Below are 15,247 nucleotides of genomic sequence, written 5' to 3'. Positions count from 1 at the left end.
TCGCATGCCTGCCCCCCAGCCCGGCCGCCTGCTTCAGATGGCAAGGCCGCCCTCGTTGAATTTATGAATACGCGAACGGTCCGGCGTCAGGAAGACCGTATCGCCCGCTTTGGCGGCGAAGTCGCCGCTGCCGCGCGCCGTCAGCATGCCGATGCCATCGGCATCGATATGCAGGAAGGTGTCGGAGCCGAGATGTTCGGCGACCACCACCCTGCCCTTCCACTCGCCGCTTTCCATCGACAGCAGCACATGTTCGGGCCGGACGCCGATGGTATGGGCGTTGAGCGCGGCGGCATGTTGGCCGGTGATGAAGTTCATCTTCGGCGATCCGATGAAGCCGGCGACGAAGAGGTTGCGGGGACGGCTGTAGAGTTCGAGCGGCGATCCGACCTGCTCGATATTGCCCCGGTTCAGGACGACGATCTTGTCGGCCATGGTCATCGCCTCGACCTGGTCGTGGGTGACGTAGACCATCGTCGTCTTCAGCTGCTGATGCAACTCGCTGATTTCGAGGCGCATGTTGACGCGTAGCGCCGCATCGAGGTTCGACAGCGGTTCGTCGAACAGGAAGGCCGAAGGCTGGCGCACGATGGCGCGGCCGATCGCCACGCGCTGGCGCTGGCCGCCCGACAACTGGCGCGGTTTGCGCTCGAGATAGTCGGTAAGGTTCAGCACCCGGGCGGCATCGCTGACCTTGCGGTCGATCTCCGCCTTGTCGATACCCGCCATCTTCAGCGGGAAGGCGATGTTGTTGCGCACGCTCATATGCGGATAAAGCGCATAGGACTGGAACACCATGGCAAGGCCGCGCTCCGACGGCGCCTTTTCGGTAGCGTCCCTGCCGTCGATGACGATCTTGCCGCCGGAGACGTCCTCGAGCCCGGCGATCAGCCGGAGCAGCGTCGACTTGCCGCAGCCCGACGGGCCGACGAAGACGACGAACTCGCCGTCCTTGATGTCGAGATCGATCGAAGGGATGACCTTGGCTTCGCCGAAGACCTTGGAAACCTTCTGAAGGGTAATGCTGCCCATGTTTCTCTCCCTTTTATGTTATTTCACAGCGCCGAAGGTCAGGCCGCGGACGAGTTGTTTCTGGCTGAACCAGCCAAGGATCAGGATCGGCGCAATCGCCATCGTCGATGCCGCCGAGAGCTTGGCATAAAACAGGCCCTCTGGGCTGGAATAGGAGGCGATGAAGGCCGTCAGCGGCGCCGCCTTCGAGGCGGTGAGGTTGAGCGTCCAGAACGCCTCGTTCCAGGCAAGGATGATGTTCAAGAGCAGCGTCGAGGCAATGCCGGGCACGGCCATCGGCGTCAGCACGTAGACGATCTCCTTCATCAGCGACGCCCCATCCATGCGCGCCGCCTCAAGGATCTCGCCGGGGATTTCCTTGAAGTAGGTGTAGAGCATCCAGACGATGATCGGCAGGTTGATCAGCGTCAGCACGATCACCAGGCCGGTGCGCGTGTCAAGCAGGCCGAAATTGCGGAACATCAGATAGATCGGGATCAGTGCGCCGACCGGCGGCATCATCTTGGTCGACAGCATCCACATCAGCACGTCCTTGGTCCGCTTGGTCGGCGAAAACGCCATCGCCCAGGCGGCCGGAATGGCGATGATCAGGCCAATCAGCGTCGAGCCGAAGGAGATGATCACCGAGTTCATGAAGTGACCGAGATAGTTGGACCGGCTCTGCACCTCCGTATAATTCTCCGTCGTCCAGTGGAAGAACAGGAACTGCGGCGGCGAGGCGATGGCGTCGGCTTCCGACTTGAAGCTGGTGAGAAACGTCCACAGAATCGGGAAGAAGATCAGGATGCCGAGCGTCCAGGCGATCGCGGTGACGATGAGCTTGCGCTGCGTTGTGACTTTTCTGGCCATCTCAAGCCTCCAGATTCTTGCCGACGAGGCGGACGAGGAAGATCGCGACGATATTGGCGAGGATAACAGCCACGATGCCGCCGGCCGATGCGCCGCCTATATCGAACTGGAGAAGCGCCTGCACGTAGACGAGATAGGTGAGGTTGGTGCTGTCGGTGCCCGGCCCGCCATTGGTGGTGACGAGGATTTCGGCGAAGACCGAAAGCAGGAAGATCGTCTGAATCAGGATCACCACGGTGATGGCACGCGCCATGTGCGGCAGGATGATGTAAATGAACTTCGAGATCGGCCCGGCGCCGTCCATCTCGGAGGCTTCCTTCTGCTCCTCGTCGAGCGACTGCAGCGCCGTCAGCATGATGAGGGTGGCAAACGGCAGCCATTGCCAGGCGACGATCAGAATGACGGAAAACAGCGGCGCATTCGCCAGCCAGTCGATCGGCTGCAGGCCGAGCGCCTTGGCAAGATGGGCAAACAACCCGTTGACCGGGTTCATGAACATGTTCTTCCAGACCAGTGCTGCCACCGTCGGCATGACGAAGAACGGCGCAATCACCAGGATGCGCACGATGCCCTGGCCGTACATCGGCTGGTCGAGCAGCAGCGCAAAGGCGATGCCGCCGATGACGGTGATCAACAACACGCCGGCGACAAGCAGCAGCGTGTTGATCAGCGCGGCGAAGAAGGCGGGATCCGTCAGGAAGTACTGATAGTTCAGAAAACCGACGAAGCTTTCCATGCCGGGGCTGAGCAGATTGTAGTTCAGCAGCGAGAAGTAGATCGTCATCGCCAGCGGGACGATCATCCATGCAAAGAGGAGCAGCACGGAGGGCGCAATCATCAGGCGCGCGGAAGAGCGGGTATGTAACGTTGCCATGGCAATCACCGATCTGGACTGAAGCGGGGAGCGGCCGCAAGGCAGCTTTGTCTGGAAAAAAGCGGCCGCCGATGCAGTTCGGGCAATCGGCGGCCCAGAGGGGCGGAATGTCAAGTATCCCGCCACTTGCTCAGGAGGTTTTACTTAATGTAGCCAGCCTTGGTCATTTCGCGGGTGGCCAACTGCTGTGCGCTCTGCAACGCCTGATCGACCGAAAGCTGGCCGGCAAGGGCTGCCGAGAACTGCTGACCGATCGCCGTGCCGATGCCCTGGAATTCCGGGATCGCCACGAACTGGACGCCGACATAGGGGACCGGCTTGACGGTCGGCTTGCTCGGATCGGCCGAGTTGATCGAGTCGATCGTCGTCTTGGCGAAGGGAGCCGCCTTCTGGTACTCGGCATTCGCATAGAGCGAGGCGCGGGTGCCCGGAGGGGCATTCAGCCAGCCGTCCTTCTCGGCAACGAGGTTGGTGTAATCCTTACTCGTCGCCCAGGCGACGAACTTCTCGGCGGCTTCGGCCTTCTGCGAACCTGCCGGGATGGCAAGGCTCCAGGCCCACAGCCAGTTGCCGCGCTTGCCGAGACCCTTATCGGGAGCCAGCGCAAAGCCGACCTTGTCGGCGACGGTCGATTCCTTCGGGTTGCTGACGAAGGACGCAGCAACGGTGGCGTCGATCCACATGCCGCACTTGCCGGTCTGGAAGAGCGCCAGGTTCTCGTTGAAGCCGTTGGAGGAAGCGCCCGGAGGGCCGGCATCCTTCATCAGCTTGACGTAGAAGTCGAGCGTGTCCTTCCATTCGGGCTGATCGAACTGCGGCTTCCAATTTTCATCGAACCAGCGGGCGCCGAAGGAGTTGGACATCGCCGTCAGGAAGGCCATGTTCTCGCCCCAGCCGGCCTTGCCGCGCAGGCAGATGCCGTAGACTTCCTTGTCCTTGTTGGTGATCTTGCGGGCAGCGTCGGCAATGAAGTCCCAGGTCGGGGCGTCCGGCATCTTCAGGCCGGCAGCGTCGAACAGGTCCTTGCGGTACATCACCATCGAGCTTTCGCCGTAAAACGGCGCCGCATAGAGCTTGCCGTCCATGGTCAGGCCGCTGCGGATCGCCGGCAGCAGGTCGTCGACGTCGTAATTGGCGCCGAGATTGTCGAGCGGCACCAGCCAGCCCTGCTTTGCCCAGATCGGAACTTCATAGGTGCCGATCGTCAAGACGTCGTACTGGCCACCCTTGGTCGCGATGTCGGTCGTGACCTTCTGGCGCAGTACGTTCTCTTCCAGGGTGACCCATTCAAGGTCGATACCGGGATTCTTCGCCTTGAAATCATCCGTCAGCTTCTGCATCCGGATCATGTCGCCGTTATTCACGGTCGCAATCGTCAGCGTTTCGGCCGAAGCCATACCGGCAAACGCCAGTGCTGAGCAGGCGCCCAGCAGAAAAGTTCTCAATGTCATAATCTTCCTCCCAGAAGATGGGGTGTGAGCATTCGCTTCGCTCATGGGCAATTACTCAACAAACAACAAAGAATGTCAATCGACAATCGATGCTGCGATGCCGAAGGACATGGTCATCTCATTGATTTAATTAAAATATTTTTTGCTCAATTCCTGAGCAAAAACTCAGCAGTCTCTTCATCGGTGATCAAAGCATTGATTTGATGGCCGACAACGGCAGCCCTGATCGCCTTGAATTTGCGTTTGCCCTTGGCCAGCCCAATGACCACCGATGCGTCGCGGGACGGGATCGGCGCCGACGCGACGCGCTCGTTGATCGGGTTGTCGATCAACCTGCCGTCGACATCGAAGATCCAGCCGCAGATTTCGCCGACAGCACCTCCGCGCATCAGCTCCATCATCTCGTCCTTCTCCAGAAAACCGTCGACGCAGAGCGGCCCATCGATGCCGAGCTCGCCGATGCCGACGAAGGTGACATCGGCTTGCGCGCTCATGTTAAGCGTCGAGCGCACCAGCTGTTGGCCATGCAGCAGCTCCCGCTCCTCCGCCGAGGTGACGAGCACCGGCAGCGGCATCGGATAGTGCCGCGCCTTCACGGCATCGGCCATGCTGAAGATGACGTTGTAATAGGCGGCCGATCCGTCCGGGGCGATATTGCCGGTCAGCGAAACGATGCGGTGATTGGGACATTCGATCGCCGGCAGCTGGTCGACGGCCGCCTTCAGCGTGCGGCCGGTCCCAATGGCGAGGACGATCGGCTCTGGCCGTTTCAGCCACCGCTCGATCTCGGCCGCAGCCGCCTCGGCGATACCGACCGTCGTCGACGACGACGCGGGATCGCTCGGCACCACCTCCACATGTTTCAGCCCGAATTTCCGCCGCAATTGACTGCCGAGCTCCAGGCAGGCGGCGATCGGATGATCGAGCCGCACCTTGATCAGGCGCTCGGCGACCGCCAGCGACACCAGCCGCTGCGCCGATTGCCGCGAGATGCCCATCGCAGCGGCGATTTCATCCTGTGTACGCCCGGCGACGTAATAGAGCCAGCCGGCACGCGCCGCATCGTCGAGCCGTGCAGGGGTCTCGGATCTTTTTACCATCTATTGCCTACCGCGCAAAATGAGCCGGCGTGCCGCCGCCGAACATGATTTGAGTCTGTATCGCGCCAGATCAAAACAAAATTCCGGCAAATGTCGAGCCTGTTGCAAGGAGCCCCGCCAAATAACCGCCGTCACTCGGACAAACCCGCTCAGGCAAACCATTGCACGACGAGATAGATCCCCGCCTTCACGAGACCGTAAATCACCCCGCCGGCGACGACGAGCGACACGGCCGTCATCACGAAGCCGATGAGCGCGAAGAGCCCGTCACGGCCCAATATGCCAAAAGCGAAGACCGAGATCGTGACCGCCGGCAGGATATTGCCGAGCGGGACCGGCAGCAGCAGCACGATCGACAGCAGCAGGCATGCCGCCCCGGCAAGATATTCCGCCGGCGGCTCGGCGAAGATCGCAAGCCTCGGCTTCAGCATGCGCTCGGCCCAGGCGAGCCAGCGGTGGATGCGGCCGACAATCGTCTCGAAATCCTCCCGCCGCATCGAACGGTTGGCAATCACCTTCGGTAGCCAGGGTTTCAGCCCGAAGGTCAGTTGCGCTGCCAGGAAGACCAAGGGCGCCCCGAGCACGGCAGAAGTGCCGGGCGGAGTGGGAAAAGCGTTCGGCAACGCGAAGATCAGCATCAGCGCGCTGATCGCCCTGTCACCCATCGTGTCGAATATATCGCCGATCGAGATCCGTTCGCGGCTCTGATCGGCGGCCATCTGCCGCAAAATGGATGAGAGGCGGCGGCCTTTGGGACGTGCTCTTCGGATGGTACTGTTTTCTCTCGTATCGATGGTCGTGGTCCGGCAGTTGATGAAAGTGTAGGGCCGGATTCTGGCGATGCAATATGCCAATTGAATGACTTGCGGGGTTAGAAATTGCGGCTGCGATCGGAGCCGATGGGCTTGGGCTCACCAGATTTCTCCAACGTCTTGCCATGACGGAATGGAAGATGGAAACCCGTCGCGCCTATCCGATCTCCCCACCTGTGGGGGAGATGTCCGGCAAGACAGAGGGGCTGCCACACGGCACGGCCCTAAACCCGACGACACCGCAGCCGAATGAAGGCTTGAAATTCCCCGCCAACAGTGCGAGCAGACGCTCGAAGACCAGAAAAACGGCAGGGTGGCAATGATCATTTCATTCGACATCGGCGGCACCGCCATCAAGGGCGGCATCGCCCGCTCCGAGACAGACATCCTTCCCCTCGGCCGCCGCCCGACGCCCAGGGATGATTTTGCCGCTTTCGTCGAGACCCTGCGCGGCATCATCGCCGAAACCGGTGAGCAGCCGAGCCGCATCGTCCTTTCCATCGCCGGCGTCGTCGATCCCGATACGCAGCGCCTGATCTGCGCCAACATTCCCTGCATCCACGACCGCACGCTCGCAGCCGACCTCGAAGCCGAGCTCGGTCTGCCGGTGCTGATCGCCAACGACGCCGACTGTTTCGCGATGGCTGAAGCCGGTCTCGGCGCCGGCCGCGGCCACCGCATCGTCTTCGGCGCCATCCTCGGCACCGGCGTCGGCGGCGGCCTGGTTGCCGACGGACGCCTCGTCAACGAGGCCGGCGGTTTTGCCGGCGAATGGGGTCACGGGCCGATCATCGCATCTGCGGCCGGCAATCCGCCCGTCGCCATTCCCGCCTATGCCTGCGGCTGCGGCCAGAGGGGCTGCGTCGACACCGTCGGCGGCGCCCGCGGCCTGGAGCGCCTGCACAAGACGCTGCACGATCTCGACCTTGCCAGCGAGGAGATCATCGCTCAGTGGCGCCATGGAGAGGAGAAGGCGACACGGACGATCGACGTCTATGTCGATCTCGTCGCCTCGCCCTTGGCGCTGACGATCAACATCACCGGTGCGACCATCGTGCCGGTCGGCGGCGGGCTTTCCAATGTCGAGCCGCTGCTTGCCGAACTCGACCACGCCGTGCGCGCCCGCATCCTGCGCAAGTTCGACCGCCCGCTGGTGGTGCGCAGCGAATGCCGTATCGAACCCGGGCTGATCGGCGCGGCGCTTTTGGGACTGAAGGCGGAAGCAGCGGCTCCTTAAAGCACCGGCCACATCCGCACGATCGCTGCGAACCGATCCCAGTCCTTGCGTGCAGAAGGCGTCCAGGCAGCCTCGGCGATTGCCGGGAGCCGCGGAAAAACCAGCCGGTTGAAATAGGCGCGGGAAAGGAAGTTCTCGGTCCAGATGCAGGCCTGGATGCCGCGCATCTTCTCCCTTAGCACCTCCGGCAGCTCGCCCTCGGCCTCGTAAGCGTAGGTATGTTCCGGCGGTGCGTGGCCCGCCCAGCTGGCGCCGGGCTCGGCCCAGGCCTCTGCCTGCGCCATGTCGAGATAATAGGCTTGCCCCGGTGTCATCACCACGTCGTAACCTTCTTGCGCGAGCTCGATGCCGACCTCGGACTTTTCCCAGGCCATCAGCAGCGTGCCGTCGCGATCGACCCCGCCGCCGTGCGAGACCTCGTTCCAGCCGACGAGTTTCTTGCCGCGCTCCGACAGCATGGCTTTGATACGTTTCAGGAAATAGGATTGCAGCTCGGCGGTGCCGGCAAGTTTCTCCCGCTCCATCAGTGCCTTGCAGAGCGGCGAGGAAAGCCAGGAGCCATGCGCCACTTCGTCGCCGCCGATATGAAGGTACTCGCCGGGAAACAGTGTCACCATCTCGTCGAAAACCTTGCCGAGAAATTCATAGGTGAATTCCACCGCCGGATTGAGGGCGTTGTTCGGATAACCCTGCACCGAGCGGTAACTATCCGGCGCCTCCTGCCCGTCGACGAGCTCGGGCAGTGAGAACAGCGTCGCCATGCTGTGGCCCGGAATATCGATTTCCGGCACCACCTCGATATGCAGCGAGGCGGCATGCGCAACGATCCGGCTGGCATCCTCCTGCGTGTAATGGCCGGCGCGCGTTTGCGCCCCGTCGCCGAGCTGCGGCACGAGCACTTCATCCGGCCCGCGCCGGGCGCCGATCTCCGTCAGCGCGGGAAAGGCCTTGATCTCCAGCCGCCACGCTTCGTCATCAGTCAGATGCCAGTGGAAGATGTTGAGCTTGTTCCAGGCGAGAATATCGATCAGCCGCACGACGTCTGCCACCGGATAGAACTGCCTGGACACATCGAGATGGCAGCCGCGCCAGTCATAACGCGGCTGGTCGGCGATCGTGCCGAAACTGGGGAATTTGAAGCGCTCGGGATCGGCGCGGGCGCCGTGCAGCAATTGCGCCAGGCTGATCAGCCCATAATGCCGCCCGGCGTCGTCCGCACTCGAAAGCACGATCTCATGCGCGGCAAAACGCAATTCGTAAGCGACGGCGGCGATCGACGATTCGGTGACGAAACGAATGGCCCGCCCGCTCTCGACGGCACTGAGGGAAAACGGCATATTGTCGGCCGGATAGAGCCGCTGGTAGAGCGCGAGAACCAGCGAGAGCGCCTTGACCGCATCGGGCCGCGTCCGCTCGGCCGGATAAAGGACGACCGGCAGCTCTCCCGCCTTCAGCCCGAGCGCCAGCGGCCAGGGCAGCAGCGAATAGGGTTCCTCGGCCCGGCCCGGCGGCAGAAGGGGCGGCGCCACGCCACCATCCCTGCCTTCGAGCATGAGATCGCCGAAACCAACAGGAATGTGGCGCCCGTCGCCAAATGTCAGATAGGCCGATTTGACGCCGGCCGTCCTATGTTTCGGCGCCCTGGTCAGCCCCTCGACGCTGAACCGCCAGCGCCCGCCGGGCGGCACGCTCAGCCCCTCGGGCGGCAGGAATTCATGGAAATGCGCGACCTGCCGCTTGAGGCTGCCGCCGTCACAGACATGTTTGTCGGCAACCCGCGTCTCCGACGTATAGGCGAGCGAGAAGCCGGACAGCGGCTCGGTCGAAAGATTGAAAAGCGTGAAGGTGAGGCGCCCGAAACTGCCCTCGATCGGGCTCCAGCTTGCTTCCAGATGGTAATCGGCCATGGTCGGGTTCTGCCTCGTCGCTGAGTGGCCGGGATCGCGGTTGGTCTCCCGGCATGCTTTCGCAGCTTAGCTTTTTCGAGGCGGCAATGGAATCGGCGCGCAGCTCCAAGACGGAGCAGGCAGTAAAGACTGCGCTGTGGGCAGCGACGCGCTTTGATGAGGAAGCTGTGACCTGCAAGGAAAACGGCGCGGCTTTCGCCGCGCCGTCTCACTCTGCTGCCAACGCCGGCGGATGTCTGTCATCCGCCTCTTCCTGGATGGCGTCGGCATGCTGGCCTGGCTCGTCCTTTGTCTTCGGCTCGCGGCCGAAGAAAAGGGCGTAACCGGCGGGCAGAACCAGAATGGTAAGCACGGTCGCAACCAGGATGCCGCCCATCATCGCGTAGGCGAGCGGACCCCAGAAGACACCGCGCGAGATCGGGATCAGCGCCAGCACGGCGGTCAGCGCCGTCAGCATGATCGGCCGGAAACGGCGCACGGCCGCGCCGACGATTGCCTCCTGCCGGTGCATGCCGGCCTTGATATCCTGGTCGATCTGGTCGACCAGGATGATCGAATTGCGCATGATGATGCCGAGCAGCGCGATGACGCCGAGGATCGCCACGAAGCCGAAGGGCGCGCCGCTGATCAGCAATGCGGCCGCCGCACCGATGATCCCGAGCGGACCGGTGGCGAGCACCAGCATCGCCTTGCCGAAATGCTGCAGCTGCACCATCAGCAGCACGATGATGACGGCGAGCATGATCGGCGCCTTGGCGGCAATCGACATCTGGCTTTCCGCCGCATCCTCGGCGCCGCCCTGGATTTCGACCTTGTAGCCGGCCGGCAGGCTGTCGCGCAGATCCTTCATGTCGGCATACATTTTCATCACCACGTCGTTCGGCTGCACATCGTCAGGCAGCGTGGCGCGCACGGTGATTGTCGGCAGCCTGTTGCGCCGCCATTCGATGCCCTGCTCCATGACGGGCACGACCTTGGCGACCTGCGAGACCGGTACGAAGCCGCCGAAATCCGTCGGCACATAGACCGAGTTGACCGCCGACAGCAGCGAGCGGCTGGCATCCGGCTCGCGGGCGACGATCGAAACCGTCTCCTCGCCATCGCGGAAATCGTCGAGCGCAGTCCCTGACATGGCGGTCTGCAACATCTGGCGGACACGCTGCGAGGTGACGCCGAGTGCCCGGGCGCGATCCTGGTCGATCACCAGCTTCATCGCCGGCACCTCTTCCAGCCAATCGTCATGGATGGCGCCGAGCTCCGGATTGGCCTGGAAGCGCGCCTTTACCTGATCGGCGATCTCCCTGACTTCCTGGCGGTCGGGCCCCATGACGCGCATCTGCACCGGCCAGCCGGTCGGCGGACCGAGGAAGAGGCGGTCGACCTTGCCGCGAATATCGGGGAAGTCTTCCGCAAGGATCGTCCGTAGCTTGACGATCAGCCGCTCGCGTGCCGGTTCGTCATTGGCCATGACCAGCAGCTGGGCGAAGTTCGGATTGCGCAGCTGCTGGTCGAGCGGCAGGAAGAAGCGTGGCGCGCCTTCGCCGATATAGGTGGCGATGAACCGCTTGTCGGGATCATCCATCATCTTGGCTTCGAGCGCCTTTGCCTGCACCTCGACTTCCTTGATGCTGGTGCCCTCGGGCAGCCAGAGATCGACGAGGATTTCCGGCCGCGAAGATTGCGGGAAGAAATTCTGCGGAATGAATTGAAAGGCCCAGAGGCTGGTGACGAAGGTGCCGAGCGTCAAAAGCAGCACGATGACGCGGTGGCGCACCGCCCAGCCGACCGTGCCGCGCAGCCTGCGGTAGAAGCCGGTGTCGAAGGCGTCGTGATGCTCGCCGGCGTGATGGCGCTGCTTGAGGATCATATAGCCGAGCCACGGCGTGAAGTAGACCGCGACGAACCACGAGGTGACAAGCGCGATGCCGACGACGTAGAACAGCGACCGCACATATTCGCCGGCCGTCGAGGCGGCGAAGCCGACCGGAATGAAGCCGGCCGTGGTGATCAGCGTGCCCGTCAGCATCGGGAAGGCAGTCGAGGAATAAGCGAAGCTTGCCGCGTCGATCTTGACGAGCCCCTCCTCCAGTTTTCGCTCCATCATCTCGACGACGATCATTGCATCGTCGACAAGCAGGCCGAGCGCGATGATCAGCGCGCCGAGCGAGATGCGCTGCAGGTCGATGCCGAGTTCGTACATCAGCGCAAAGGTGGCGGCCAGCACCAGCGGAATGGCGATGGCGATGACGAGCCCCGATCGCCAGCCGATCGATACGAACGAGACGACCAGCACGATGATGAGAGCTTCGCCGAGCGCATGCATGAATTCGCTGACCGCATCCGTCACCACGTCGGGCTGGTTGGCGATCTGATCGACGGCGACGCCGTAGGGCAGCGCCTCTTCGAAACGTTGATAGGTCGCCTCCACGCCCTTGCCGACATCGGTCACGTTGAAGCCCTTGGCCATCACGACGCCGACCTGAACGCTGTCGTGGCCGTTGAAACGGTACTTGCGCTGGTAGGGGTCTTCGAGCCCGGAACTGACGGTGGCGATATCGCCGAGGCGCGTTACCTGGCCGCCGGCGCGAAGGCGCAGCTCGCGGATATCGGCCGCCTTCTTCACGTCGCCTTCGACCGATATGCGCACCGAGCGCAGGCCGGTATCGACCGAGCCTGCCGGATCGACATTGTTCTGGCCCTTGATGGCGTTCTGCAGATCGAGGATCGTCAGGCCTCGCTCGGAGAGCGCCTTGGATGAGACGTCGATATAGATCTTCTCAGGCTGGTCGCCGATGATGACGGCCTTTTCGACGCCCGGCGTCGTCAACAGCATGTCACGCGCCTGGATCGCGAATTTCTTCAGTTCCGGATAGGAATAGCCGTCGCCGCTGATCGAATGCAGCGTGATGAAGGTGTCGCCGAACTCGTCGTTGAAATAGGGGCCGAGCAGGCCCTGCGGCAGCTCGTTGGAGATGTCGCCGACCTTCTTGCGCACCTGGTAGAAGGCGTCAGCCACTTCTTGCGAATTCGTGTCGCCCTTGACCTGCAGGGTGATGATCGCACTGCCTGCCCGCGTATAGGACTTGACCCAGTCGATATGCGGCGTTTCCTGCAGCTTGCGCTCGATCTTGTTGACGACCTGATCTTCCATTTCCTGAATGGAAGCACCTGGCCAGATCGCCTGAACGACCATGACGCGGAAGGTGAATTCCGGGTCCTCGCGCTGACCCATGCGCATCAGGCCGAGCACGCCGGTGATGATGATTAGCCCGAAGAGGAAGCGGGCGATGCTCGGATGTCCGATTGCCCAGCGCGACAGATTGAAGGGCCGCTTCTCGGTGGTGGCGTCCATGGTCTTGTTCCCTATATCCTACGGCGTGATCAGCGGACGGTCTGGTCCGTGGCGGCCAGGGCCGACTGCTGGTCCGGCACCTTCACCTTCAGATTCTCGCTCATGAACTGCGTGCCGGCCGAAACGACGAGATCGCCGGTATCGAGACCCTCGGTCACATGCACGCCGTCGCCGGTAAAGTCGGCGACCTTGATGTCGCGGCCATGCACGGTCGCCGTGTCGCGGTCGACGGTCCAGACCATCTGCTTGCCGTCTTTCTCAGCCAGGGCGCTGAGTGGGATCGAGACATAGCTGTTGCCGTTGCTGACATCGGCCTCGATCGTCGCCGTCATGCCGAGCAACACCTGCGGATCGTTCGGCAGGCTCACCCGAACCGCAAAGGTACGCGACTGCTGGTCGGCGCTGCCGGAAACCTCGCGCACCTTGCCGTCGAGCACCAGCCTGTCGTCAGCCCAGAAGCTGGCCTTGACTGTCTTGCCCGGCTTGAATTCGGCAATGTCGTTTTCTGGAACCGCAATCTGCACTTCCTTTTCGCCGTCGACGGCAACGGCGACGACGGGAGTGCCCGACGCAACGACCTGGCCGACATCGGCATTGATCGTCGTGACAATCCCGTTGTGGTCGGCCTTCAGCTCCGCATAACTCACCTGGTTCTTCGCCTGATCGAGCGCCGAGACGGCGGCATCGCGGCTTGAAACGGCCTGATCGTAACTGAGCGACGCTTGCTCGAGCTGGGATTTCGGCGAAACATTCTTGTCGAACAGCTGCTGATTGCGCTTGTTCACGAGATCGGCGGTTTCGACGCCTTTTTCAGCGGCTGCGAGATTGGCTTCCGCCGTCTTGACCGCCAGCTGGTAATCGGTGGAGTCCATCCGAGCGAGCACGTCGCCCGGCTTCACCTTGTCGCCGATATCGACGAGGCGTTCGGTGATCTTGCCGGCGACGCGAAATCCGAGGTTCATCTCCGTGCGCGCCTTGACCGAGCCCGAATAATCGAGCTTGCGGGTGTCGCCGGCCTTGGCGATCTCGACGACCTTCACCGGCCGGATGACTTGCTTGACCTCAGCCTTCTCTTCCGAGCAGGCAGAAACGCCGATGCCGATGGCGCCGATGAGCGCGAGACTGGCGACGGACGGCATGCGATGGCTGAGGGTCTTGAGCGAAAACATCTTCCGCACTCCTGGATCGTTTCGGGGGTCCCGACGGCGGCTGCCGTCCACTATTTCTTCAGCGCCCTGATCACGTAGTCGATCAGTTCGTCGACGCTTGCGCGGTTGGTTTTGGCAAGACATTGCGCCACCATCTGCGGATGGCAGAGCGTGTTCGTCGCGGCACCGAAGCAGCGCGAGGCAACGACCGGGTCCTGCTCGGCGAACTCGCCGGCGGCAATGCCTTCGGCGATGATTTCGGCAATGAGATCATGAACGCGGTCGATATGTTTTTCGATGACGTGCCAGTCGCGCTCGATCGCGACGATGATCATCTCATGCACCTTCATCTCGTCGAGCATCAGGTCCAGCGTCAACTGATGCTGGGTCTCGACATAGCGGCGCAGCCGCTCGCTGGCGCTGATCGGCTGATGGCGGATGTCGTAAGCGATCTGATAAGCGGTGGCGAGCATGCGCCCGCAGAGCGCCTGGTGGATTTCCACCTTGGAGGCGAAGAAACGATAAATATTGGCCGGCGACATGCCGAGATCGCGGGCAATGTCGGCCACCGTCGTCTTGCTGTAGCCATAGTGACGGAACAGCCGCTCGGCCGCATCGAGAATGCGCGTGACATTCTCCTGCCGCGTGATGTCGAGTGTATTTTCCGTGAGGTCGTTCATAAGTTTCGAGGCCTGAATTACGACTGACGATTTTCGAATTTCGTCAGTCGTAAAATATCAAGCGCTACTTGTCAATATGCCGCGGCGCAGCACAAGGTGTCGCGGGACGAGCGTGATCCTGCGAAAGCACCAACTTGAGACGATCGATGAACGGTGAGAAGGCGTGGCCCGCACGCGTGATGCCGACGACCGAGACGTCGGAACAGGCGGACCCCGAGAACGGGGGCAACAAATGGGAAGTGCCGCGGCGAAGCGCGCGGCACTTCAGACTCACGGGTCAGACGACCTTGACGTCGAGTGTGATCGGAACGGAGGCGAGCGCCTTCGAAACCGGGCAGCCGGCCTTTGCCTTATTGGCGAGTTCGGTGAAGGTCGCCTCATCGGCACCGGGAATACGGCCGGAGAGCGAGAGGTGGATGGCAGTAATGGCAAAACCGCCCTCGACGCTTTCGAGCGTCACCTTGGCGGAGGTTTCCATATGCTCGGCGGTAAAGCCGGCTTCACCGAGGATCAACGACAGCGCCATGGTGAAGCAGCCGGCATGGGCGGCACCGATCAGTTCTTCCGGGTTGGTGCCGGCAACGCCTTCGAAGCGGCTCGCAAAGCCGTAGGGGTAATCCTTCAGGGCGCCGCTCTGCGTCGAGATCAGGCCTTTTCCGTCCTTGAGGCCACCGGTCCAATGAGCCGAAGCCGTGCGATTGATCTGCATGCCGTCCTCCTGTTTTCGATTGTGCTTTCAGAGCATGATGCCGAAAAGTGTGCGCGGTTTTCGGACAACATCATGCTCCAACTGTTTCCAGAAAGC

General features: G+C 62.2%; 12 protein-coding genes. 1 reads left to right on the top strand and 11 read right to left on the bottom strand.

Going from position 1 to position 15,247, the window contains the following annotated elements; translation table 11 throughout:
• Nucleotides 1-33: 33 nt before the first annotated feature.
• The 6 genes from GR198_RS21455 to GR198_RS21430 form a co-directional block, all read right to left on the bottom strand.
• Entirely contained in the window at nucleotides 34-1,032 is a 999-nt protein-coding gene (locus tag GR198_RS21455) for an ABC transporter ATP-binding protein (RefSeq protein WP_003543123.1), read from the bottom strand.
• 18 nt (nucleotides 1,033-1,050) lie between these two features.
• Entirely contained in the window at nucleotides 1,051-1,881 is an 831-nt protein-coding gene (locus tag GR198_RS21450; protein WP_029871797.1) for a carbohydrate ABC transporter permease, read from the bottom strand.
• A gap of 1 nt (nucleotide 1,882) precedes the next feature.
• A complete protein-coding gene (locus tag GR198_RS21445) occupies nucleotides 1,883-2,755 on the bottom strand; it encodes a carbohydrate ABC transporter permease (RefSeq protein WP_029871796.1) in 873 nt (290 codons plus the stop codon).
• A gap of 140 nt (nucleotides 2,756-2,895) precedes the next feature.
• A complete protein-coding gene (locus GR198_RS21440) occupies nucleotides 2,896-4,206 on the bottom strand; it encodes an ABC transporter substrate-binding protein (protein ID WP_029871795.1) in 1,311 nt (436 codons plus the stop codon).
• A gap of 146 nt (nucleotides 4,207-4,352) precedes the next feature.
• Nucleotides 4,353-5,306 (bottom strand): sugar-binding transcriptional regulator, encoded by a 954-nt coding sequence (locus tag GR198_RS21435; protein ID WP_029871794.1) that lies wholly within the window; start codon nucleotides 5,304-5,306, stop codon nucleotides 4,353-4,355.
• 149 nt (nucleotides 5,307-5,455) lie between these two features.
• The gene (locus GR198_RS21430; RefSeq protein WP_244735656.1) at nucleotides 5,456-6,025 is read right to left on the bottom strand and encodes an exopolysaccharide biosynthesis protein; all 570 of its coding nucleotides are present in this window, start codon (nucleotides 6,023-6,025) and stop codon (nucleotides 5,456-5,458) included.
• A gap of 412 nt (nucleotides 6,026-6,437) precedes the next feature.
• Here GR198_RS21430 and GR198_RS21425 point away from each other — a divergent pair, with 412 nt between their 5' ends.
• On the top strand, nucleotides 6,438-7,355 hold the full coding sequence (locus GR198_RS21425; protein ID WP_029871792.1) for an ROK family protein: 918 nt from the start codon (nucleotides 6,438-6,440) through the stop codon (nucleotides 7,353-7,355).
• Here the strand turns inward: GR198_RS21425 and GR198_RS21420 are convergent.
• The 5 genes from GR198_RS21420 to GR198_RS21400 all read right to left on the bottom strand — a co-directional run bounded on the left by GR198_RS21420 (nucleotide 7,352) and on the right by GR198_RS21400 (nucleotide 15,151).
• Complete coding sequence (locus GR198_RS21420; RefSeq protein WP_029871791.1) at nucleotides 7,352-9,262, bottom strand: beta-N-acetylhexosaminidase; 1,911 nt, start codon at nucleotides 9,260-9,262, stop codon at nucleotides 7,352-7,354. The two genes, GR198_RS21425 and GR198_RS21420, sit on opposite strands and share 4 nt — an antisense overlap.
• 208 nt (nucleotides 9,263-9,470) lie before the next feature.
• Nucleotides 9,471-12,614 carry an efflux RND transporter permease subunit gene (locus GR198_RS21415; RefSeq protein WP_029871790.1) on the bottom strand — a complete coding sequence of 1,048 codons (3,144 nt, stop codon included), beginning with the start codon at nucleotides 12,612-12,614 and terminating at the stop codon, nucleotides 9,471-9,473.
• A 29-nt stretch (nucleotides 12,615-12,643) separates the two neighbouring features.
• A complete protein-coding gene (locus GR198_RS21410; RefSeq protein WP_029871789.1) occupies nucleotides 12,644-13,783 on the bottom strand; it encodes an efflux RND transporter periplasmic adaptor subunit in 1,140 nt (379 codons plus the stop codon).
• A gap of 50 nt (nucleotides 13,784-13,833) precedes the next feature.
• The gene (locus GR198_RS21405) at nucleotides 13,834-14,442 is read right to left on the bottom strand and encodes a TetR family transcriptional regulator (RefSeq protein WP_029871788.1); all 609 of its coding nucleotides are present in this window, start codon (nucleotides 14,440-14,442) and stop codon (nucleotides 13,834-13,836) included.
• Nucleotides 14,443-14,719: 277 nt separating this feature from the next.
• Nucleotides 14,720-15,151, bottom strand: a complete 432-nt coding sequence (locus GR198_RS21400) for an OsmC family protein (protein WP_003543147.1) — start codon at nucleotides 15,149-15,151, stop codon at nucleotides 14,720-14,722.
• Nucleotides 15,152-15,247 lie beyond the last annotated feature (96 nt).

This window comes from Rhizobium leguminosarum (assembly GCF_010668065.1).
Classification (GTDB): Bacteria; Pseudomonadota; Alphaproteobacteria; order Rhizobiales; family Rhizobiaceae; genus Rhizobium; species Rhizobium leguminosarum_S.
The sequence above is the reverse complement of the archived record's forward strand: the minus strand, read 5'-3'. Positions and strand labels throughout refer to the sequence as shown.

Coding starts and splice junctions, on each gene's coding strand:
- GR198_RS21455 (WP_003543123.1), bottom strand. CDS start 1,032: ATGGGCAGCATTACCCTTCAGAAGGTTTCCAAGGTCTTCGGCGAAGCC.
- GR198_RS21405 (WP_029871788.1), bottom strand. CDS start 14,442: ATGAACGACCTCACGGAAAATACACTCGACATCACGCGGCAGGAGAAT.
- GR198_RS21445 (WP_029871796.1), bottom strand. CDS start 2,755: ATGGCAACGTTACATACCCGCTCTTCCGCGCGCCTGATGATTGCGCCC.
- GR198_RS21410 (WP_029871789.1), bottom strand. CDS start 13,783: ATGTTTTCGCTCAAGACCCTCAGCCATCGCATGCCGTCCGTCGCCAGT.
- GR198_RS21415 (WP_029871790.1), bottom strand. CDS start 12,614: ATGGACGCCACCACCGAGAAGCGGCCCTTCAATCTGTCGCGCTGGGCA.
- GR198_RS21430 (WP_244735656.1), bottom strand. CDS start 6,025: ATGGCCGCCGATCAGAGCCGCGAACGGATCTCGATCGGCGATATATTC.
- GR198_RS21400 (WP_003543147.1), bottom strand. CDS start 15,151: ATGCAGATCAATCGCACGGCTTCGGCTCATTGGACCGGTGGCCTCAAG.
- GR198_RS21435 (WP_029871794.1), bottom strand. CDS start 5,306: ATGGTAAAAAGATCCGAGACCCCTGCACGGCTCGACGATGCGGCGCGT.
- GR198_RS21420 (WP_029871791.1), bottom strand. CDS start 9,262: ATGGCCGATTACCATCTGGAAGCAAGCTGGAGCCCGATCGAGGGCAGT.
- GR198_RS21450 (WP_029871797.1), bottom strand. CDS start 1,881: ATGGCCAGAAAAGTCACAACGCAGCGCAAGCTCATCGTCACCGCGATC.
- GR198_RS21425 (WP_029871792.1), top strand. CDS start 6,438: ATGATCATTTCATTCGACATCGGCGGCACCGCCATCAAGGGCGGCATC.
- GR198_RS21440 (WP_029871795.1), bottom strand. CDS start 4,206: ATGACATTGAGAACTTTTCTGCTGGGCGCCTGCTCAGCACTGGCGTTT.